Below are 17,120 nucleotides of genomic sequence, written 5' to 3' on the forward strand. Positions count from 1 at the left end.
TTAACCGGGTAAAGGGAATCGGACGGTATCACGCTATCCGATTTTCTTTACTTCGTAAGTGTGTTTATAGAACACATAAACCAACGATAAATCAACGGATGGCACTTTTTGAGAAAGGAAATAAAATAGGGAATAGATTTTCATCTGATAACCAACCCAAAAATTCGGGTAGGAAGCCGTCCGTGTATAAATACATCAAAGATATTACGGGCAAAAAGGTAGCTCCGGAAATGAGCAAAGAGGACTACTATAAGGTTATCCGTTTCTTGATGGAAAGTACGCCCGAAACTTTGGAGGGGTTGGTTAAGAACAAAGACGGAACGCCCAACAAGAAAACGCCCGTGTGGGTGCTAAATGTGGTGTCTGCCATTAACGCAGATATTCGCTATGGTAGGACTTATACGGTAGATAGTCTGTTTGATAGGGTTTTCGGTAAACCCACCCAACAGATAGAGAGCGAAGTAAACGCACAAGTAACCAACAACAGCATGGATTTGTCGGCTCTTACTACGGATGAGTTGCTACAATACAATTCCTTGCTGGAAAAAATAAAGGCAGGCAATGGCACGAAGTAAGGTTACAGACGTGCCGATGGCACTTGCAGTGAAGATTGAGCTTTTCAAGCGTGGTTGTTTCGACTTCATCACCGTAAAGGATGGTTTGAAGCATGAGAAGCAAGAACACGCTTTGAAGATACTTACCGACAATGAACACGTTGAACTTTTGTACGGAGGTGCTGCCGGGGGTGCAAAATCATGGACGGGTGCGGTGTGGCTTCTGTTTATGTGCCTCTGTTATCCCGGTTCAAAGTGGTTTATCGGACGTGCCGAGTTAAAGCGTATCACACAATCTACACTTATCACATTTTACAAGGTTTGCAATCAGTACGGGGTTGATGATACCTTGTACAAGTATAACGGGCAATACAATTATATCGAATTTTTCAACGGTTCACGTATTGACTTACTGGACTTGCAATATAAGCCGGGAGACCCTCTGTATGAGCGTTACGGCTCAATCGAATATACAGGCGGCTGGATTGAAGAGGGTGGCGAGGTGAATTTTGGAGCTTATGATACATTGAAAACACGTATCGGGCGACACCTTAACAATGAACTGGGGTTGAGGCGAAAGTTATTCATTACGTGCAACCCTAAAAAGAATTGGATGTATGATACATTCTACAAGCCGGATAAGAAAGGGGAATTGCCCGAATATATGTACTACCTTGCTTGCCTTGTACAAGAAAATCCATTCATAGACCCCGATTATATAGAGGGCTTGAAAACCACAAAGGATAAAGTAAAGCGTGAACGTCTTTTGAAAGGTAATTGGGAATATGACGATAACCCCAACGCCCTTTGTTCACATGATGCAATCTGTGAGATATTCGGGAATAAGATTTCAATCAAGACAGGTACAAACTATATTACAGGCGATATTGCACGCTTCGGAGCTGACTATGCCCGTCTTGCCGTTTGGGACGGTTGGCATATCATAGAGCTACAATGTTTTCCCGTGTCTAAGACTACCGACATTCAGACGTGGATAATCAACAAGCAAAAGAAGTATAGAATACCCAACCATAAATGTATCGTTGATGAGGACGGTGTAGGCGGTGGAGTGGTGGATAATTGCGACATTCAGGGATTCGTGAACAACTCTACCCCTTTCAATGGTGAAAACTACCAAAACCTACAGACCCAATGCGGCTACAAGCTGGCAGACCACATAAACGCTACGGAAGTGGGGATAGATGAGGATTTGATAAGCACTGCCGATAAGGAAGAAATCATAAGGGAACTGGAACAACTGCAAACATGGAAAGCTGATTCGGACGGGAAACTAAAATTGAAACCCAAAGAAGAAATCAAGATGGATATTGGTTGTTCCCCGGACTGGAGGGATATGTTTCTGATGCGAGCATGGTTTGACTATAACGAGTATGATATACCCGATGATATAGAACGCAGATTAGGTATAACCGCTTAAAAACAATAAAGCAAAATGGGATTATTAAACATTATTTCTAACGAGGTAAAGGCGGCTATTGGCTACCAACAAAACTTTGCCGACCTTTTGACGGCTAAGGATGTGACCCGTGCTCTTTCCATGATGAAAGCCCATGCGGAAGAAGCCGCCAATAATTTACGTGAGTATAAGATTGACACTCACAAAGTGATGGAGCGTAAGGATAGAGCCGTTTACGATAAAAAAGGCAACTTTCTACGTTGGAGTAAACGGTGGAAAATCCCCATTCCTTACCCTCAATTCATCAATGAAATTTCTTTGGTGTTTCTCTATGGCAGACCCGTAAAATGGCAACAGCTTTCAACGGGTACGGATTATGCTTTTCAGAACTACAAAGATTGGCTGAATGAAATACATTTCAATGCCAAAGTTAGAGAGGCTAAACGTTTGGCTGGTGCGGAGGGCATTTCTGCCATTCTTTACCATGTGTACCGGGATAGTGATAATAAACCATCCCTTTTGCTGAATGTGTTGAGCCGGGAAAACAACGATGATATTTATACCATTCGTGACCAATACAAACGGATTACCGCTTTTGCGTGGGGTTACTATCTGACAGAGGCAGGCAACAATACCGTTTACCATGTGGATATATACACTAAAGAGACTGTATATCGTGCCAAACGTGGCAAAATGGGTTGGGAGGTTGAGATAAAGGATAATCCAATAGGGAAAATTCCCGTGCTGATATTTGAGCAAACGCCCGAACATAAGGAGGTGCAACCCATGATTGAACGCTCTGAAATAATGGAAAGCACCGATGCAGATACTAATGACCGCTTTTCTAACCCGGCAATGGTGGCTACTTCTGAAATCCTCAATAGCTTGCCAAAGTCGGAAGAAGAAGCCAAACTGTTTATTCTCAAAAATGGCGGTGATGTACGCTACCTTACATGGAATGAGGCGAGCGAAAGCAAAAAGAATGAGTTTGAAAGATTGGATAAACACATTCTTTCAAAGTCTTTCACGCCCAACATTGATTTTGACAATATGAAATCATTAGGCAACCTTTCGGCAAAGGCTATACGCAAAGTGATGTTGCTTGCCGTTATCAAGGCAGAACGCCACAAGGAAAAGCACGATGATTATATGAAACGCCACGCTAATCTTATGATAGCTATTTTAGGTAATGTGCTTGACTATCGGCATAAGGCTGAATATGATGCCTTGCTGTTAAGGCATGAGTTCCAAGAGCCTTTCGGGGAAGATGTGAGCGAATTGCTTGCCGACCTATCTAAGCAATACAATGATGGGGCATTGAGCCGTGAAACCTATGTAGAATTGTCCTACCTTGTAAAAGATGCGAAACAAGAAATAGAGCGGCTAAAACAAGAAGAAGCGGAACGGATGGAGCAACAAATGGAGTTAAACAAAATGGACGTTTTCGGAGGGGCTGAATAATGGAAATAAAGACAAAATACAATGTTGGCGATAAGGTTTGGATTATGCGCAATAATAAGCCGGAGAAAATCCAAATTAGCAATATTGAAGTGGAGGTAATAGGTGATGTACCTGTAGGTACTTGTTCCCTTTCGGGGGAGTATTATACCAAAATTATATATGTAGAGGTGCAAAGAAGTGAATATAGAAGTTTTGGTGATAAAGACCCAATTTGTAAGCATAATGAATGTAATTGCTTCAATACTAAAAAAGATTTGTTATACAGTTTCTTAGATGATAGCGACTATGGCAAAGAAGAAACAGACATCAACGCAGAACTACCATTGTAGGGACTGCAAACACGCTTTCGACTTCCACGAATTGAACTGGAAAGGTGAGCCGTTCTTATGCAAATGCCCTTTCCATAAATACAGCAAGTTTTTAGATAAGGACTATTGCGCCAACTTTAAACTAAAGTAGTGGCATGGCAAAGAAGAAGTACATAGACTATAAGAAGATGCAAGCGGAGCTTTTCAAGAGAACGGAGGGTTACGCTGCCAATGTCCGTATCATCTACCAACAAGTATTTGAGCGAATAATTAACTTGGTAAAGGGTACGGAGTTGGAGGATGGGAAGCCTTTCTCTTTTGCCGACTATGGGTATAGTGAGGAAGTTACGCCCATTCTTAGGGATATGTACAGCCGTGTTTACCAAATTATCCGGGGCGGTGTAGAAAAGGAATGGCTTGCATCTAACGAGAATAACGATGCTTTGGTTAAAAGTGTGTTCGGTGAACAATCAATAAAAGATAATCACTTTGCCCGTTTCTTCAAGCGCAACAAAGAGGCTATGGATGCTTTCTTTGCCCGTAAGAGTGGTGACGGTGGTTTGAATCTCTCTCAAAAGGTTTGGCGATATACGGGTATGTTCCGTGATGAGCTGGAAAATACTTTGGATTTGGCGATTGGTGAGGGTGTTCCGGCTAATCGTTTGGCGGCTCAGATAAAGAAGTATCTACAAGACCCCGATAAGTTTTACAGGCGTTTCCGTATCAAGGTAGGGGAAGATGAGAACGGGCAACCTATCTATGGTAGAAAGTGGAAACGCAGGGTTTGGGACAAAGAAGCCAACTCCTACAAATGGGTGGATGATAGCCCGAAACATTTTCATCCGGGGCGGGGCGTGTACCGTTCATCCGCACGTAACGCCCAAAGGCTTGCACGGACTGAAACCAACATTGCGTATCGTACAGCCGATTTTGAGCGTTGGGCGCAACTCGACTTTGTGGTAGGCATTGAAATCAAGTTATCCAACAATCATCCCGTATCTGACATTTGCGATGATTTGAAAGGTGTGTACCCTAAAACATTCTGTTGGAAAGGGTGGCACCCGAATTGCCGTTGCTATCAAGTACCCGTACTGGCAAAACAAGAAGAATTGGACGAAATGCTGGATAAGATTTTGGACGGGGATAATCCGGCAACGGTGGAATGTGAGGAAAAGGTAAAAGAGCTGCCATCTCAATTTACCGGGTGGATGCAAGACAATGAGCAACGCATCAAGGATGCAACGGAGAAAGGGACTTTGCCCTACTTCCTACGGGACAATGAAAAGGTTATCTATCCACCGACTGCAAAAGAGATAGCGAAAGCCCGGCACGAAGCCCGGACGGAAGCGGAAGCAAATGCCATCCGGCAACGGTGGAATGTGAGAAAAGCGACCTATCACTATGGTAATAATATGCTCCGTGTTATGGGTGGTATTTCTGACGTTGATACTACGGCTTTAGCTGAGGCTCTAAAACACCCTGATTTGTCCGCTATCATGTTGGAAGCCCGTAAACTGAAAGTTATAGGCAAGGATATTTATTCACTGGGTTACATAGATAGCCCTATGGAGGTGGCTAAAAAGTTCTCTTTAGCCGATGCAAAAGCCGTAAACAAGGCGGTTGCTGATAAGCTGGCACAATGGGATAGCCTTTCTTTGGAACAACAATTAAAGAAACTGAATTTTGAAGCATACGACTTCTTAGGTGGTAACTATCACAATGTACAACAGAAGTACCCAACGTGGCAGGTGTCACAACAAGCCTATGTTAAACAGATTGGCATTGTTCAAGATAAGATAGATTGGAAAGCCATCAAGGATAACTATGCCGACCTATCTAAGTTCTCTACCAAGTCCAAGCCTTACCAATCGCTCATTGCACAGCTTGAAAATGCAATCAACGGCAATGATAAAGCAATGGCACAACAAACCATTACGGAACTCAATGTAAGGAAAGAAAGCATTGAAAAAGCCGCTGCCAAGCGTAAATCAAAAGTAAAGGAGGTTAAGTTTAAGGATTCCGATTTTACGCAGGAAAGAAAGGATGAGGCGAAATGGTTTATTCATAGTTCAGATGCAAACGATTATTTCTTTGATAATGCCGTGGATATGTGGAAACTTGCAAGCACCAATGAAAAGGCGGCTATGTATCAATATACGGCTGGTAGTAGTTATATAACAGAGCCTTTGCGTGCTATTAAGGGATATTATCACTACTATGGTAGTAGATTGTCCGAAGCTGAAAAGCATATTGCCGATATGACCCAATATATAGCCCGAAGCACACTTAAAGATGATGTTTGGGTAAAGCGTGACGAAATCAGTGCTTTTGTAAACTATCGGTTTGGGCTGTCTGATTTGGATGCTTATATATCTGACCCGTCTAAGCTTGTTGGCAAGGTTGGTACGGATGATTCCTTTATGTCGTGTGGTAATTGCCGGAATACGAACTTTGGAAGTAAGCCCGTTTGTCTGAATATCTATTGTCCGAAAGGTACACAAATGACCTACGCAGAGCCTTTTTCTGCATTTGGTTCAAGCCATGACAATGGGGACTATTGTCCGGGTAAGAAGTGGAACGGAACTTCTAAGCCTACAACAACGGGGGAAAATGAAATCATCCTACAGCGTGGCACTAAATTCAGAATAACCAAAGCTGAATATACAAATGGTAAATGGTATATAGATATGGAAGTTTTGGAACAAAGCCCAAAAGAGATAAAGGAAATGGTTACTACTTCGATGGGATTCTATTGCAAGTATTGACACAATAAAGGCGCACCGTTACTGATGCGCCTTTGCTTTTTGTTTAGCCTTTGATATAGGTGGATTGATACAGGTCTTTGAAGCCCTCTATATCCGTCCTTTCGGCATACTTGCAGTATCTATTGAAAAGTACCGCTTTCAGTGTGATAGGCACACCATCGTACATTTCAAAGTTGGATAGCCCGGCATTTGTGTACTCTTTTAGGATGGGGGCAATACGTTCACACCCGGCATCGCTTGCAAGTTCGGTTTGCTCAGTCCACCATTTTTCACCAAGCCAAAACATTTGTTTGTCGGCTTCTCTGAAAGGGCATTCTTTCTCTCCTTTGTAATAGATGCAAAGGTGAGTTAATGAGTTGTTTTTTGTTTTTGTCATAACAACTTGTTTAAATTACTTCGATTTTAGTGTTATAGAAGCATCCAATAACATTACGCATATCATCAGGAAGTATTCTTAGAGCATTCCAAATGAAACTATCTGGTATGCCCCAAAGTGCTTCTGCCATTGAGCCTACTATTGCCCCTATCGTGTCGCTATCACCACCCCATGAAATTGCCCGTCTGATTGCATCCTCAAAAGAGGTGCTTACACGAATAATTTTCAAACAAAGCGGCACAGTGCCTTGACACGTTTCATCAAATATTCCAGCATAATAATCGTTTACCATGAATTGAGGATAGTACGATTGCATTATATTCTCATATACTTTCTGATTGTGGGTTGTCCTCAAATAATAAATGGCGTGTGCGACTGCTACAGCTCCTTTAACTCCCTCCGGGTGATTATGGGTTACTATAGCCGTTTTCTCTGCCTCCATCAAAACCTTATCTAAGTTGTCATAAGCCCATGCAACCGGGGAAACACGCATTGCAGAGCCATTGCCGAAGCTGTTATATGGTTGTGGGTTGTCTGAGGCTATCCAGCGGGCAAAGCTGCCACCGTATGCCCCTTTCGGATTGGGGTATGCCCTACACCATTGGAGAAACTTTTCTTTGTAGCTTACGCCCGTATTGATTGCATCCGCTACCGCTATAGTACAAATTGTATCGTCTGTAAACGTGCTATCCTTTGTGAATAGTTCAAAGTTGTAGTTATCTGTATTGTTGAACTCAAAGCGTGAGCCTACAATATCGCCTATAATTGCTCCTAACATATTACTTGAAATTTTGATTGAAAAAACGCTCTGCTTTAATTCTATGATATTTAGCTTCACGGTACTTATGTTTGTAGTACCATCGTGTAACAAATGAAGATTCTGCCAGTTTAATGAGCATTGCAGATTCTCTTAAAAAAAGAGCCGATACAATATGCTTTTCTGTAGATTCTATTGTAGATGCACAAGCCTTTTGAAAATCTTCTAAAGATTCATTCATGCCCTCAAATGCTTTCAAAAGGGATTTTGTCATTTCTTTCGTAATACATTCATCCATTGTTAGCCTCCTTTCTTTTGCCTCTGTTTGATTGCTTAGTATGAAGTGTGCCATACCTAACAATCGCCTTTCTTCCCATGTGTTCACCATTCCTTAAAACATTCCAAAGAGATTCTTTAGACACCCCTACTACTTCGGTTGGCAATAGCTCATATATAGCCGTAATGCTTCCAAAGTAGTAGTGACGTTTACCCTTGTATGGCTCTTTCAATTCTACATGAATAACTTTTCTTTGCTGTTTCATTGCTATATGTGTTCTATAAACGCAAAATTACTATATTATATTTAATAAAACAAATGTTTACCGAGTTTATTTTATTATACAAGGTTAATGCGGTCTATCTCCATTGTGTTTATCCTTTTATTCGTCCTAAAAAAGACAATTTTAATATATCGCATTCCAAACCTATAACGGCAAACTCCAACATAGCATTATCATCAGAAAGGTCATTAACCTTTAGAATTGGATAATCTTCTCCGGTACTGGTTACATATCCCTCTTGTGAAATATCATCTGTTATGTGCTCATCGCTGGTATTACCAAAATATGAATCAAGACTTTTGATGATATGCTTGTTTAAATAATCCTCACTATACACAGAGGCTATTTTAGCTTGCTTCCTAAGTGCGTACCTCATTCTTCAATTCCTTTCTGATTTATTATGAGGGGGTATACAATTCATATCCATCATCCCAAAGACTATCACTGCGAAAATTAAAAAAATCTTCCAAAGAGATACGTACGCCATCTTCTAAAAGAAGAAATCCATTTTCAATAGTCATCCATTCGTCAGAGGAAAAGAAACGGTGCGTAACCTTCTTACCCTCTTTCATTGCTTGTATAGCTTCTTCTTTACTCATATCTATATTTTTTTTGAATGTTATCCATTATACAGCCCAACACTATCACGTTTACTTCTTATCACAACTTTAGCTATCTCATCAATATTAGCACATAAAAGTTCAAAGAATTTTCTTGTACATATACCCTGTTCTTCATGCGTCATTTGTCTATCAACAACAAAACCTATTGTTTCATCCATGCGGTCAGTTATATTATTTGCTATCCAGTCATGTACATCAAATGTACCTTTCGGGTATTCATCCTCTAAGCCTCTGATAGTCCACAAGCCGCCATCCATAAGTATGTAATGACACAATATTTTGCTTATATATAAATGCAAATCAGCCCTCTCTCCACTTCCATAACCGGGCATATTGACAAGAATATATCTACCGATTGTTTTATTTAGTATCATCCATAAAAGATGCTTTTCTCTTTTTGTCATATTAGCTCCTTTCTCTAATTATTTATAACTTTGATAGCCATTGTTCGTAAACTCGTGTAGCCACTTGCGCCATCATAACAGGCGGTACACTCATACCGCAAATGTAGTGCGGTGAAAAGCCGCAAAAATCGTAGTCTTGCGGGAAAGTAGAAGCGTTGCACACCTCAGATTTTGATAAATACACAGGCTTATTAAAAGGAATCGTGCTGTCTGCATGAGCCGTAAGCGTGTTGCAAATTTTATCCTCATACAAATAACATTGATTGAAAAATCCTCTTTTGCCTGTCAGCTTCCGATAAGCATTTGACATATCAATATCCCCATGTGTTCTATTATCAAACATTTCTTTCATGCGCTTGCCGTATGGTTTGCCCATGTAATCCGCAAATTCTCCGTAGCAAATCCCCGGCTCGTTGAAGTCCATGCTAATATGCGGCTCAACATTGAAGAGGTCAGACACTTTCAAGAAATTCACGCCCAAATCATGCCTAATACATACAAAGAACACCCGGTTTCGCATTTGTGGTACTCCCATTTTAGAAGCATCAAGTAAGAAGTGTTGGCAATAATACCCAGCATCTTCAAAGTCCTTGTAAATGCGCCTTACATAATCTATGGCATTACCCATAAGCAAGCCTTTCACATTTTCCGCTATCACAACCTTTGGTTGCAGTGCTTTTGCCAAAGCAATGAAGTCGAAGAAAAGTGTATCAAGAACTTGTGCCGTTTGCCCCTCTCTGAACACCTTTTCTTTGCCCCAATCCTTTTCACGGTTGCCGGATAAGGAGAAAGTGGAACATGGGGGTGAGCCGTCCAAAATATCCAAGTTATAAAGTTCGGGCGGTAGCTCTCTCTCTCTCAATTCTCTTATATCCCCTAAAAAATTGAACCGTGGTGCATGGTTGGTTACATACACCTGATTCACTTTAGGGTCTATTTCATTGCAACCTATCACATCAAACCCTGCCAACTTGTAGCCCATAGTTGAACCGCCACCACACGCAAAACAAGAAAACACTTTGCCTTTGTCTTTAGTGAAATTGGCTTCTGCCAGCTTCCAGTTATAAGGGAATTTATGAATTTCCATTATTGCACCTCCTCATCTTTACACATAACGACATCGCCACAAATATAATCCCAACCAAAAATAGCATTGTGTTTATGCGCTATTTCCGTGGCTGTTTCGTTGGAATCTAAAACGTCTTTCCCATTATCATTGATTACGAGAATATCCCCATTGTGTAGGTTTATAATATCAATGTAACCATCTACGAACTTTTGCAGTTCATCCAGTTGGAAGCCCAGCCCGTTTTGAGGTTGGATTTCCAATTTACTTCCGTCTGTCTTTATCAGTGTTGCCATCTTATTTTGCCTCCTTTCGTTTTAGTTGAAGTTTTACCTTTTCGGCATCAAACTCATAGTTCATACACTCAGTAAAGTTTCCCATTATAAGCATTAGAGGGAAGAGCATACCATGCTTACATCCTCTTCCTAATTCGTCTGATGCTGCCTTGCATGAATCACATCTATAAATGTCTTGTACTGTTACTATTGCCATTGTGAGCCTCCTTTCTTGCCTTGTGAACGCCTTTAGTATAATTGCGTTCAACACGTCTAACGTCATTGTATTTTGCTTGCGCTGTAGATTCTATCATGTGGGGTTTTTCGTTTCCCACCCAATGAGCATCCGGGTGTTCCTGCTGTATTGCCGCTAAAATTGCATCTTTCAATATTCCCATATCCTAAAATTTTATTGGTTGATACACACGCTTGTTGGAACGATTAATTTATAAGTCGCACCATTTGGGAAACCATCTTTAATGGCTTCTTTTATTTCTTTTGCGGATGGAACGCTGTTGCGCACTCCAAACTCAATCTTTCCCAAACGTCTGCCGTTATGGTCGAAAATGATATAAGTGTATTCATTCATAATTTTGAAATTTACTTGGTTACTACTGTTACAAATTGGCACTTTGCCCAAAGTGTAAAATCATTGCTGCTTATGTACTTCTGATTTTTGGCTTCAATGGCTTTAGCTTGTTTTTCGCTAATCTCTTTGCCTTGCAAATAATATTTTTTCATACGGTGTTGCATTGTGTAGGGGATTGCTACCCTACTGGTTATTACTTTCTTAAAATTTCGTCTAATAGTTCTTTGTCTAATTTCCAAAGGTTGTACCCTTTGGCTATTTTTCTTCTGAGATACTCTCTTTCTCCAATCATAGCTATTGCTTTTTCTCTTAAATCTGATGCACTCCACTTTTCGGCTTGTTCTATAAGAAAGTTTGCAAGACATTTGCGTTCTTCGTAAAGTTCACGAACTAACACCGTTTTTTGCTCTATTTCTTTCAGAGCTGCCGGGTTTTTCATCCACAACTTACAAAACGCATCTTTATCAAGGTCTGTATTCATGTAGCAAGTTTCAACCTCTATATAGTTGTCCGCTGTTAGCTTCAACCCGGTTCTTTCTTCAAATTCTTTCTGTGTCATGGCAATATGTATTATAGTATTGATATTTCTTTTTGAGCTAATTTGCTGTCTGTGAGGCACAGCACTTCATATTTCATTTTTTTGTAGTTGTAAACTACCTCTAATGTGTTTTGCCCTCTGCCGTCTGCCCTTTCGTCATAAATGGTTTTGATATGCTGGTACATGATATTACCCATCATAAAGTTTACACATCCCGAATCATAGAAGTAAAATGCTACCGCATATTCCAATGTTTTCTTTTTATCAATACTCTTAGTTGCCATAATCTGAAAATTTAGTGTTGCATTATTATTTTTGTACTTTGTATATTTCAACATCAGGTACTACTTTCTCTACTCTGTTGCGTATGAAATCGGTAATAATATCTTCGTGGCTCCACTCTTTAGAATAAGACATTGTATCATGGTAGCCATCACAGATTACGCTTCCATTGCTGGTTACGGACAAGCTAAAATAGATAGCCATTTCTGCTAAACTGTGGCACTTAAAATGCTTGTTTCCTTTTATTAGAATATAATTCACATCCATATCACATATATTTTAAACGTTATCAATCTTATTACGATGCAAATATAGGCTATATATTTAATATAACAAAGTATTTGGATATATTTTTGGATATATTTTCAAAATACCTATGTGATAGTTGGTTTTGATAGTCTTTTAGTGGTAATTTCCTTTATTTAAGATGGGTGAAAATGCTCGAATGGATATATTTACTGCAAAACAGGATATATTTTGTGCTTTTTGAGGATATATTTTTGTTGAGTGAAAAATATTATTCCTATTGTGTTAATCAAACACATATTTGTTATATTGAATATAGTAAATGAAAAATCGCTTTTACGTCTTGTTTTTAAGCGTAAGATGCTAATAGGCAAGTAATTTACCGAGTAAAATATGTGTGTTTATAGAACGCATATATGATTTTATTTCATATCTTTGCTCTGTAGAAGTTCAACTTACTAAATAACAAAAGCAACAATGAATAAGAAACTCTTTGAGAAAGTCAAAGGCTTGTGTAAAGACACTGGTCTTTCGGAGAAGTACCTTAAAGCGATAACCGAAAAAATGGGTGGCAGCATTGAGGATGATTCTACCGATGATGAGGCAATAGAAAGTACGGCAAATCTGATTGCGGAAGTGGCTAAGGAAAGTCAAGGTGAAGCAACCCGATGGGCAAACAAAAAGAAACCAACCCAAACCGAGGATGAGGAAGAGGAAGAAAGAAAGCGTAAGGAAGAAGAATCTAAACGTAAGGGCAAGGTGGCTTTGGACGAAGCGACTGAAAAGAGGTTAAAGGAAATGGAGGAAAAGATTGCTAACTACGAAGCCAAAGAAAGCAAAGAAGCCCGTGCGAAGGAAGTAGTTAAGGCTATGGAAAAGCACAAAATCCCGGCTTATCTCCGTGACCGTTTGGCAAAATCAATCTCCGATGATGAAGATATTGAGGATGCCGTTTCCGCTTACAAACAGGAGCTTATTACAAATGGGCTTGATGATGAACACTCAGGGGGTTCTAAGGCGGCAAGTGAAAAGCAAATTGATGAAGCTGCTGATAGCTTGCTGGAATCAATAACCGTAAAATAAAAGATGAAATGAAAAGAAAGACTGCTTCATTTACCGGGATGCGACCCATTTTCACGGGTTCGCCCTCTATCGTGCAAGGCGGCTTCAATCTGGACGTGGAAAACCAACATTTCGCTGTTGGCGATACCGTGCCTGCCGGAACGCTTGCTATCAAGGATGAGGTGAAAAGGACGGTGCAAGTCATCAAGACTGCAAAAGTGGTGGAAGTGGATGCAGAAAACACCAAGAAAGTAAGCCTGTACGTGGATGAGTTCTACGAGCCTTGCTTTGCCGTTGGTGATTTGGTGCTGAAAGACGGCACAGCCGCTACAGCCATTGCCGATGTTCCCACAATCGAAAAGATTGAGCGAAACGGAAACAATTACATTGTCACTCTCTCCAAAGCCATTGCCGGGCTTGTAAAGGATGATGTATTGGTAGAGGTTGTTTCGGACGGACAAACTGCCGCAAAATCAAAGGAGCGTGGCACTTCCAACTCCGTACTGATTGCCGATGTGGAAGTAGGCGAGTTTGAAACCTCTGTAGATGTTTCTGCCGACACCATGCAATACGCAATGTACGAAAGACGTGTGCCGCCTATCCCTGCCGGGCAAAAGGACACTACGGGCGATTACTTGAAAGGGAATCCCCACGTGAAATTAACGAAATCACACTAACTAAAATTAGCGTAACGACATGAAATCTATTTTTTCAACATTCAAAGGGCTTCACAAGGACGGCAAACCGCTTGACTTTTTGGCAACGTGGAAAAAGACTTTTGATAAGGCTTCCGAACGTGAAACAACCCTTTTTCAGAAGATGTACTGTGATAGCTGGTTTACTACCAACACGCCCCAAATGTCATTGACTGCCGAGGCACTTGTAGGTAAGTACAACTTGCGTATCATGGCTACATTGATTGGTGATGAATCACCTACACCTATGAGGCGTTCTGACGGCTTCGATGTGTGGACTAAGGAAATCCCCCGTGTGGGTCACAAGTTCCCCATGTACGCACGTGATTACCGTAAACTGATGGAGGTTTACGAAAATCCCCGTTTGAGTGAATCCGCTAAGGTGAAGCAAATTGAAAAGCTCCTTACCCACGACATGAAAGATGCTTATTTGGGCTGTAAGGACGTGATGGACTTTATCGCTCTGATGGCATTCTCTAATTGGGGTGTGGCTCAGTTCGTGCCGGAAATCAACAATCCGGGTGGACGTAAGTACGAGGTGGATTATCAAATGCCGGAAACAAACAAGCTGGTATCAGCTTTCTTGTGGAACTCTGCCAATACCAAAGCTGGCAAGTTGTCCCCCGTTTTGATGTTGTCGGCTATCTGTAGTGACCTGCGTAACCGTGGCATTGAGCCGGGCGAAATCCTTATGAGCCAAGACCTCTATTTTTGGTTGCGTATGGACGAAACGACCCGTTTGTTGGTACATGGTAACGATAAAAAGGCTCAGACCGTAACAACGGCTCAGATGGCAGATTTGCTTGCTGGTAATGAAATCCCCCCTGTAACGGTGATTACCCGTAAAATGGGTATGGATATGGACGGTAAGCGTAAATCGCTTGAACCGTGGAATCACAACTTTATCTGTATCAAGCCTGCCGGGGTTATCGGTGAAATTCAGCCCGCCATTGAAGATAGCGAGTTGATAGAGGAAGAAAACGTGGACTACATGAACGCTGGCGGTGGTATTCGTATCGCCAAGTGGCGTACCGGGGAATCCACTGGTCAAGTTGCAGCCGAATATACACAAGGCTCTGGACGTTTGTTGCCTCTTATCACTGAAATTGGTGCTATCATCTGTTTACAGGTGCGTGGCTTTGAGGAAAAGGAAGTACCAGCCGATGCAAATGGTGTGGCACGTACCTATTGGACTAAATCCGAATTTGAGAGTGCAACAGCTCTTGAAGTAGGCTAAATCTTTTGCTTATGGAACTGGCAGTAAAGAAAGCGTTTATAGACAAAAACGACAAAGGCAAAATCTACAAGGTAGGTGAAACCTTGCATACCGATGAGCTTAACCGAGTTAATGATTTGGTTGCAAGGGGCATTTGTGTGATTAAGTCTTTGGAAAGCAAACAGGCTGAAAAGGTCACTTTCCAAGACAATGAATATGATTTGAATGTGGTAAAGGATGCTTTGGAATCCATCAATGCCCCCGTTGCCAAAAATGCCGGGGTTAAAGGTGTAACCAAAGCGATTGAAGCCCTTTCAGATGAGAGTGTAACGGCTTTGAAAGAAGCCCTTGAAAAATAGTAGTGATGGGAACTTTGACAAAATACAATGCGTTGGTGGGTGAGCTTGAACCCTATACCCCAAGCCGCCTTGCTTTGCAAAAGGCACTTGCTGATGTGAAGATAAGCGACTGGGATAGTGAGTACAATGCCGACACAGACCAACGCACGATAGCCATAGCCGCTATAAAGGTGCTAAAGCGGATGATTGTGCTTACCAATGACACGTTAGGTAAGTCCTCACAAGGCTACAGCGTGGAGAAGTTGGAGAAGCGCATTAAAGACCTTTGCAACGAGAACGGTTTGGACGTTTCGGATTTTGTCGAAGTTTCTTCCATTACGGACGGCTCTAATTTGTGGTGATATGGCACGGAATAACGGAACTTTCAGATACACCGCTTTGCCCCTTGAAGCAACGAGGGATGAAGCAACGGGATTTTACACGGACGATGATGCGCCCGTGTGGGTGAAAGGCTGTGAGTGTCAAGTGGAGAAATTCATACCTGCCAAGCAACGATTGGGAACGGACGGGCAAATGTATTCATACACCTTTGATGTGTTTTTACCATCCTACTTTGAGGGTGATTTGAGTATAGGCGCACGTGTGGAAGTGACTTTGGAGCGTGGAGGTGTGGATGAGTTCACCATTTCGGGAATAGATGATACAAACCCTAAATACATAGAGATATGGGGATAATGCCGATGTTTGACAAAGGGGCTATCTTAAACCCCGTGGCTGCTTTCCAAAAGCAACTTGAATTGGCTTTCGTAACCTTGTTAAAATACATGGGCGAAAAGCTGGCTAAGTATGCTAAGGATAGCCACAACTACCAAGACCAAACGGGCAATTTAACCAACTCTATAGGCTATGCCGTGGTACAGAATAAGGAAATCGTTTACTATGGTGGGTCAGACCAGCCCGGAGAGGGTGCGAAAGCCATGTTGGAGGCTGCAATGAAGTATGCCGCCACGCTGCCAAACACTTTTTCCCTCATTATAGTAGCCGGAATGAATTATGCCGCCTACGTGGAAGCCAAAGGGTACAACGTGATTCTACCTGCCGAACTGAAAGCCAAAAGCGAACTTCCTGCCGAGATTAACAAGTTGGTGATGAAAGCTAATAAGAAAGCAATCGAATTATTCGGGAACGCAGCATGATAACGACTGAGGAAATAGCAACAAAGGTTTACGCCATGCTTCAAGCAAGCGAGGTGAAAAACTTCATTTCGGGTGTGATTGATTACGAGCGTAACGACTACACCAAAGAGGATGTGATAATTGTCCCTCATACGATAGACGGTGAAGCATCCGTGCGCTACGGTCAGATAAACGTGAATATTCATGTGCCGGATAAGGTGATAGCCAAAGGCAAGGGGCAAGCCGTTTACAGGACACATTTTAAGAGGCTCATAGAGATAAGGGCAAAGGTGGTTGAGGTGTTGAAAAACCATTATGAAAGTGGGAAAGGCTATAACTGGAACATAGGGCGGTTTAACCCACCGATTAAGGAGAAAGACCAAAACGAACATTTTGTTTCCCTTGCTTTGGAGCTTACAGTAAGAGAAAAGAGTATCAACTAATAAAAAATT

Annotated in this window: 28 protein-coding genes; 13 read left to right on the forward strand and 15 right to left on the reverse strand. The window is 41.5% G+C overall.

The features are described 5' to 3' along the window. The first annotated feature begins 230 nt into the window (after positions 1-230). The 5 genes from QYT14_RS13485 (at position 231) to QYT14_RS13505 (ending at position 6,505) form a co-directional block, all read left to right on the forward strand. A complete protein-coding gene (locus QYT14_RS13485; RefSeq protein ID WP_226768321.1) occupies positions 231-575 on the forward strand; it encodes a hypothetical protein in 345 nt (114 codons plus the stop codon). After that, complete coding sequence (locus tag QYT14_RS13490; protein WP_008642503.1) at positions 562-1,992, forward strand: phage terminase large subunit; 1,431 nt, start codon at positions 562-564, stop codon at positions 1,990-1,992. The genes QYT14_RS13485 and QYT14_RS13490 overlap by 14 nt, the downstream gene beginning before the upstream one ends. 15 nt (positions 1,993-2,007) lie before the next feature. After that, the gene (locus tag QYT14_RS13495) at positions 2,008-3,432 is read left to right on the forward strand and encodes a phage portal protein (RefSeq protein ID WP_005655441.1); all 1,425 of its coding nucleotides are present in this window, start codon (positions 2,008-2,010) and stop codon (positions 3,430-3,432) included. Then, positions 3,432-3,761 carry a hypothetical protein gene (locus QYT14_RS13500; RefSeq protein ID WP_005655439.1) on the forward strand — a complete coding sequence of 110 codons (330 nt, stop codon included), beginning with the start codon at positions 3,432-3,434 and terminating at the stop codon, positions 3,759-3,761. The genes QYT14_RS13495 and QYT14_RS13500 overlap by 1 nt, the downstream gene beginning before the upstream one ends. A gap of 134 nt (positions 3,762-3,895) precedes the next feature. Then, a complete protein-coding gene (locus QYT14_RS13505) occupies positions 3,896-6,505 on the forward strand; it encodes an ADP-ribosyltransferase (RefSeq protein ID WP_032530956.1) in 2,610 nt (869 codons plus the stop codon). 43 nt (positions 6,506-6,548) lie between these two features. On the opposite strand, the gene QYT14_RS13510 is transcribed toward QYT14_RS13505, so the two are convergent. The 15 genes from QYT14_RS13510 to QYT14_RS13580 all read right to left on the reverse strand — a co-directional run bounded on the left by QYT14_RS13510 (position 6,549) and on the right by QYT14_RS13580 (position 12,179). Continuing rightward, a complete protein-coding gene (locus QYT14_RS13510) occupies positions 6,549-6,881 on the reverse strand; it encodes a hypothetical protein (protein WP_005655436.1) in 333 nt (110 codons plus the stop codon). A gap of 10 nt (positions 6,882-6,891) precedes the next feature. Beyond that, entirely contained in the window at positions 6,892-7,659 is a 768-nt protein-coding gene (locus QYT14_RS13515) for an ADP-ribosylglycohydrolase family protein (RefSeq protein WP_005655435.1), read from the reverse strand. A 1-nt stretch (position 7,660) separates the two neighbouring features. Beyond that, positions 7,661-7,936, reverse strand: a complete 276-nt coding sequence (locus tag QYT14_RS13520; protein ID WP_005655434.1) for a hypothetical protein — start codon at positions 7,934-7,936, stop codon at positions 7,661-7,663. Next, entirely contained in the window at positions 7,929-8,180 is a 252-nt protein-coding gene (locus QYT14_RS13525) for a hypothetical protein (RefSeq protein WP_005655433.1), read from the reverse strand. The genes QYT14_RS13520 and QYT14_RS13525 overlap by 8 nt, the downstream gene beginning before the upstream one ends. A gap of 109 nt (positions 8,181-8,289) precedes the next feature. After that, positions 8,290-8,574: a hypothetical protein gene (locus QYT14_RS13530; RefSeq protein WP_005655432.1), complete on the reverse strand. Its 285-nt coding sequence runs from the start codon at positions 8,572-8,574 to the stop codon at positions 8,290-8,292. 22 nt (positions 8,575-8,596) lie between these two features. Further along, positions 8,597-8,797, reverse strand: a complete 201-nt coding sequence (locus QYT14_RS13535; RefSeq protein ID WP_005655431.1) for a hypothetical protein — start codon at positions 8,795-8,797, stop codon at positions 8,597-8,599. Between the two features lie 20 nt (positions 8,798-8,817). Continuing rightward, the gene (locus tag QYT14_RS13540) at positions 8,818-9,225 is read right to left on the reverse strand and encodes a hypothetical protein (RefSeq protein ID WP_005655430.1); all 408 of its coding nucleotides are present in this window, start codon (positions 9,223-9,225) and stop codon (positions 8,818-8,820) included. A 22-nt stretch (positions 9,226-9,247) separates the two neighbouring features. After that, positions 9,248-10,312 (reverse strand): DNA (cytosine-5-)-methyltransferase, encoded by a 1,065-nt coding sequence (dcm, locus tag QYT14_RS13545; RefSeq protein ID WP_008642510.1) that lies wholly within the window; start codon positions 10,310-10,312, stop codon positions 9,248-9,250. Continuing rightward, the gene (locus QYT14_RS13550; RefSeq protein WP_005655426.1) at positions 10,312-10,587 is read right to left on the reverse strand and encodes a DUF3846 domain-containing protein; all 276 of its coding nucleotides are present in this window, start codon (positions 10,585-10,587) and stop codon (positions 10,312-10,314) included. The genes dcm and QYT14_RS13550 overlap by 1 nt, the downstream gene beginning before the upstream one ends. 1 nt (position 10,588) lies before the next feature. Continuing rightward, complete coding sequence (locus QYT14_RS13555; protein WP_008642512.1) at positions 10,589-10,783, reverse strand: hypothetical protein; 195 nt, start codon at positions 10,781-10,783, stop codon at positions 10,589-10,591. A gap of 192 nt (positions 10,784-10,975) precedes the next feature. Beyond that, positions 10,976-11,155, reverse strand: a complete 180-nt coding sequence (locus QYT14_RS13560) for a hypothetical protein (protein ID WP_005655424.1) — start codon at positions 11,153-11,155, stop codon at positions 10,976-10,978. Positions 11,156-11,166: 11 nt separating this feature from the next. Further along, complete coding sequence (locus QYT14_RS13565; protein WP_162487773.1) at positions 11,167-11,307, reverse strand: hypothetical protein; 141 nt, start codon at positions 11,305-11,307, stop codon at positions 11,167-11,169. Positions 11,308-11,348: 41 nt separating this feature from the next. Further along, the gene (locus tag QYT14_RS13570) at positions 11,349-11,714 is read right to left on the reverse strand and encodes a hypothetical protein (RefSeq protein ID WP_005655422.1); all 366 of its coding nucleotides are present in this window, start codon (positions 11,712-11,714) and stop codon (positions 11,349-11,351) included. Between the two features lie 11 nt (positions 11,715-11,725). Further along, positions 11,726-11,977: a hypothetical protein gene (locus QYT14_RS13575; protein ID WP_007219348.1), complete on the reverse strand. Its 252-nt coding sequence runs from the start codon at positions 11,975-11,977 to the stop codon at positions 11,726-11,728. 25 nt (positions 11,978-12,002) lie between these two features. Continuing rightward, positions 12,003-12,179, reverse strand: a complete 177-nt coding sequence (locus QYT14_RS13580; protein WP_225665235.1) for a hypothetical protein — start codon at positions 12,177-12,179, stop codon at positions 12,003-12,005. Between the two features lie 519 nt (positions 12,180-12,698). On the opposite strand from QYT14_RS13580, the gene QYT14_RS13585 reads away from it, so the two are divergent. From QYT14_RS13585 to QYT14_RS13620, 8 genes are read left to right on the forward strand one after another with little or no spacing between them, the layout of a single operon-like run. Beyond that, positions 12,699-13,304: a hypothetical protein gene (locus QYT14_RS13585; RefSeq protein ID WP_005655418.1), complete on the forward strand. Its 606-nt coding sequence runs from the start codon at positions 12,699-12,701 to the stop codon at positions 13,302-13,304. A gap of 8 nt (positions 13,305-13,312) precedes the next feature. Next, a complete protein-coding gene (locus tag QYT14_RS13590; protein WP_008642519.1) occupies positions 13,313-13,960 on the forward strand; it encodes a hypothetical protein in 648 nt (215 codons plus the stop codon). A 19-nt stretch (positions 13,961-13,979) separates the two neighbouring features. Further along, positions 13,980-15,215: a hypothetical protein gene (locus tag QYT14_RS13595; protein WP_005655416.1), complete on the forward strand. Its 1,236-nt coding sequence runs from the start codon at positions 13,980-13,982 to the stop codon at positions 15,213-15,215. A gap of 11 nt (positions 15,216-15,226) precedes the next feature. Next, positions 15,227-15,553, forward strand: coding sequence for a hypothetical protein (locus QYT14_RS13600; RefSeq protein ID WP_005655415.1), 327 nt, complete (start codon positions 15,227-15,229; stop codon positions 15,551-15,553). 5 nt (positions 15,554-15,558) lie between these two features. Beyond that, a complete protein-coding gene (locus QYT14_RS13605; RefSeq protein WP_005655413.1) occupies positions 15,559-15,894 on the forward strand; it encodes a DUF6706 family protein in 336 nt (111 codons plus the stop codon). Position 15,895: 1 nt separating this feature from the next. Further along, positions 15,896-16,228, forward strand: coding sequence for a hypothetical protein (locus QYT14_RS13610; RefSeq protein ID WP_005655412.1), 333 nt, complete (start codon positions 15,896-15,898; stop codon positions 16,226-16,228). Then, a complete protein-coding gene (locus QYT14_RS13615; protein WP_005655410.1) occupies positions 16,219-16,689 on the forward strand; it encodes a hypothetical protein in 471 nt (156 codons plus the stop codon). Before QYT14_RS13610 ends, QYT14_RS13615 begins: the two co-directional genes overlap by 10 nt. Beyond that, positions 16,686-17,111 (forward strand): hypothetical protein, encoded by a 426-nt coding sequence (locus QYT14_RS13620; RefSeq protein ID WP_005655409.1) that lies wholly within the window; start codon positions 16,686-16,688, stop codon positions 17,109-17,111. The genes QYT14_RS13615 and QYT14_RS13620 overlap by 4 nt, the downstream gene beginning before the upstream one ends. The last annotated feature ends 9 nt before the right edge of the window (positions 17,112-17,120 follow it).

Source organism: uncultured Phocaeicola sp., from assembly GCF_948499155.1.
In the GTDB taxonomy this organism is placed as follows: domain Bacteria; phylum Bacteroidota; class Bacteroidia; order Bacteroidales; family Bacteroidaceae; genus Phocaeicola; species Phocaeicola faecalis.

What these genes read in the sequence shown, in the direction of transcription:
- QYT14_RS13580 (WP_225665235.1), bottom strand. Translation starts at nt 12,179, where the DNA reads ATGGCTATCTATTTTAGCTTGTCCGTAACCAGCAATGGAAGCGTAATC.
- QYT14_RS13595 (WP_005655416.1), top strand. Translation starts at nt 13,980, where the DNA reads ATGAAATCTATTTTTTCAACATTCAAAGGGCTTCACAAGGACGGCAAA.
- QYT14_RS13530 (WP_005655432.1), bottom strand. Translation starts at nt 8,574, where the DNA reads ATGAGGTACGCACTTAGGAAGCAAGCTAAAATAGCCTCTGTGTATAGT.
- QYT14_RS13525 (WP_005655433.1), bottom strand. Translation starts at nt 8,180, where the DNA reads ATGAAACAGCAAAGAAAAGTTATTCATGTAGAATTGAAAGAGCCATAC.
- QYT14_RS13605 (WP_005655413.1), top strand. Translation starts at nt 15,559, where the DNA reads ATGGGAACTTTGACAAAATACAATGCGTTGGTGGGTGAGCTTGAACCC.
- QYT14_RS13495 (WP_005655441.1), top strand. Translation starts at nt 2,008, where the DNA reads ATGGGATTATTAAACATTATTTCTAACGAGGTAAAGGCGGCTATTGGC.
- QYT14_RS13590 (WP_008642519.1), top strand. Translation starts at nt 13,313, where the DNA reads ATGAAAAGAAAGACTGCTTCATTTACCGGGATGCGACCCATTTTCACG.
- dcm (WP_008642510.1), bottom strand. Translation starts at nt 10,312, where the DNA reads ATGGAAATTCATAAATTCCCTTATAACTGGAAGCTGGCAGAAGCCAAT.
- QYT14_RS13620 (WP_005655409.1), top strand. Translation starts at nt 16,686, where the DNA reads ATGATAACGACTGAGGAAATAGCAACAAAGGTTTACGCCATGCTTCAA.
- QYT14_RS13535 (WP_005655431.1), bottom strand. Translation starts at nt 8,797, where the DNA reads ATGAGTAAAGAAGAAGCTATACAAGCAATGAAAGAGGGTAAGAAGGTT.
- QYT14_RS13585 (WP_005655418.1), top strand. Translation starts at nt 12,699, where the DNA reads ATGAATAAGAAACTCTTTGAGAAAGTCAAAGGCTTGTGTAAAGACACT.
- QYT14_RS13565 (WP_162487773.1), bottom strand. Translation starts at nt 11,307, where the DNA reads ATGAAAAAATATTATTTGCAAGGCAAAGAGATTAGCGAAAAACAAGCT.
- QYT14_RS13570 (WP_005655422.1), bottom strand. Translation starts at nt 11,714, where the DNA reads ATGACACAGAAAGAATTTGAAGAAAGAACCGGGTTGAAGCTAACAGCG.
- QYT14_RS13500 (WP_005655439.1), top strand. Translation starts at nt 3,432, where the DNA reads ATGGAAATAAAGACAAAATACAATGTTGGCGATAAGGTTTGGATTATG.
- QYT14_RS13490 (WP_008642503.1), top strand. Translation starts at nt 562, where the DNA reads ATGGCACGAAGTAAGGTTACAGACGTGCCGATGGCACTTGCAGTGAAG.
- QYT14_RS13550 (WP_005655426.1), bottom strand. Translation starts at nt 10,587, where the DNA reads ATGGCAACACTGATAAAGACAGACGGAAGTAAATTGGAAATCCAACCT.
- QYT14_RS13510 (WP_005655436.1), bottom strand. Translation starts at nt 6,881, where the DNA reads ATGACAAAAACAAAAAACAACTCATTAACTCACCTTTGCATCTATTAC.
- QYT14_RS13555 (WP_008642512.1), bottom strand. Translation starts at nt 10,783, where the DNA reads ATGGCAATAGTAACAGTACAAGACATTTATAGATGTGATTCATGCAAG.
- QYT14_RS13540 (WP_005655430.1), bottom strand. Translation starts at nt 9,225, where the DNA reads ATGACAAAAAGAGAAAAGCATCTTTTATGGATGATACTAAATAAAACA.
- QYT14_RS13615 (WP_005655410.1), top strand. Translation starts at nt 16,219, where the DNA reads ATGGGGATAATGCCGATGTTTGACAAAGGGGCTATCTTAAACCCCGTG.
- QYT14_RS13610 (WP_005655412.1), top strand. Translation starts at nt 15,896, where the DNA reads ATGGCACGGAATAACGGAACTTTCAGATACACCGCTTTGCCCCTTGAA.
- QYT14_RS13600 (WP_005655415.1), top strand. Translation starts at nt 15,227, where the DNA reads ATGGAACTGGCAGTAAAGAAAGCGTTTATAGACAAAAACGACAAAGGC.
- QYT14_RS13560 (WP_005655424.1), bottom strand. Translation starts at nt 11,155, where the DNA reads ATGAATGAATACACTTATATCATTTTCGACCATAACGGCAGACGTTTG.
- QYT14_RS13485 (WP_226768321.1), top strand. Translation starts at nt 231, where the DNA reads ATGAGCAAAGAGGACTACTATAAGGTTATCCGTTTCTTGATGGAAAGT.
- QYT14_RS13515 (WP_005655435.1), bottom strand. Translation starts at nt 7,659, where the DNA reads ATGTTAGGAGCAATTATAGGCGATATTGTAGGCTCACGCTTTGAGTTC.
- QYT14_RS13575 (WP_007219348.1), bottom strand. Translation starts at nt 11,977, where the DNA reads ATGGCAACTAAGAGTATTGATAAAAAGAAAACATTGGAATATGCGGTA.
- QYT14_RS13505 (WP_032530956.1), top strand. Translation starts at nt 3,896, where the DNA reads ATGGCAAAGAAGAAGTACATAGACTATAAGAAGATGCAAGCGGAGCTT.
- QYT14_RS13520 (WP_005655434.1), bottom strand. Translation starts at nt 7,936, where the DNA reads ATGGATGAATGTATTACGAAAGAAATGACAAAATCCCTTTTGAAAGCA.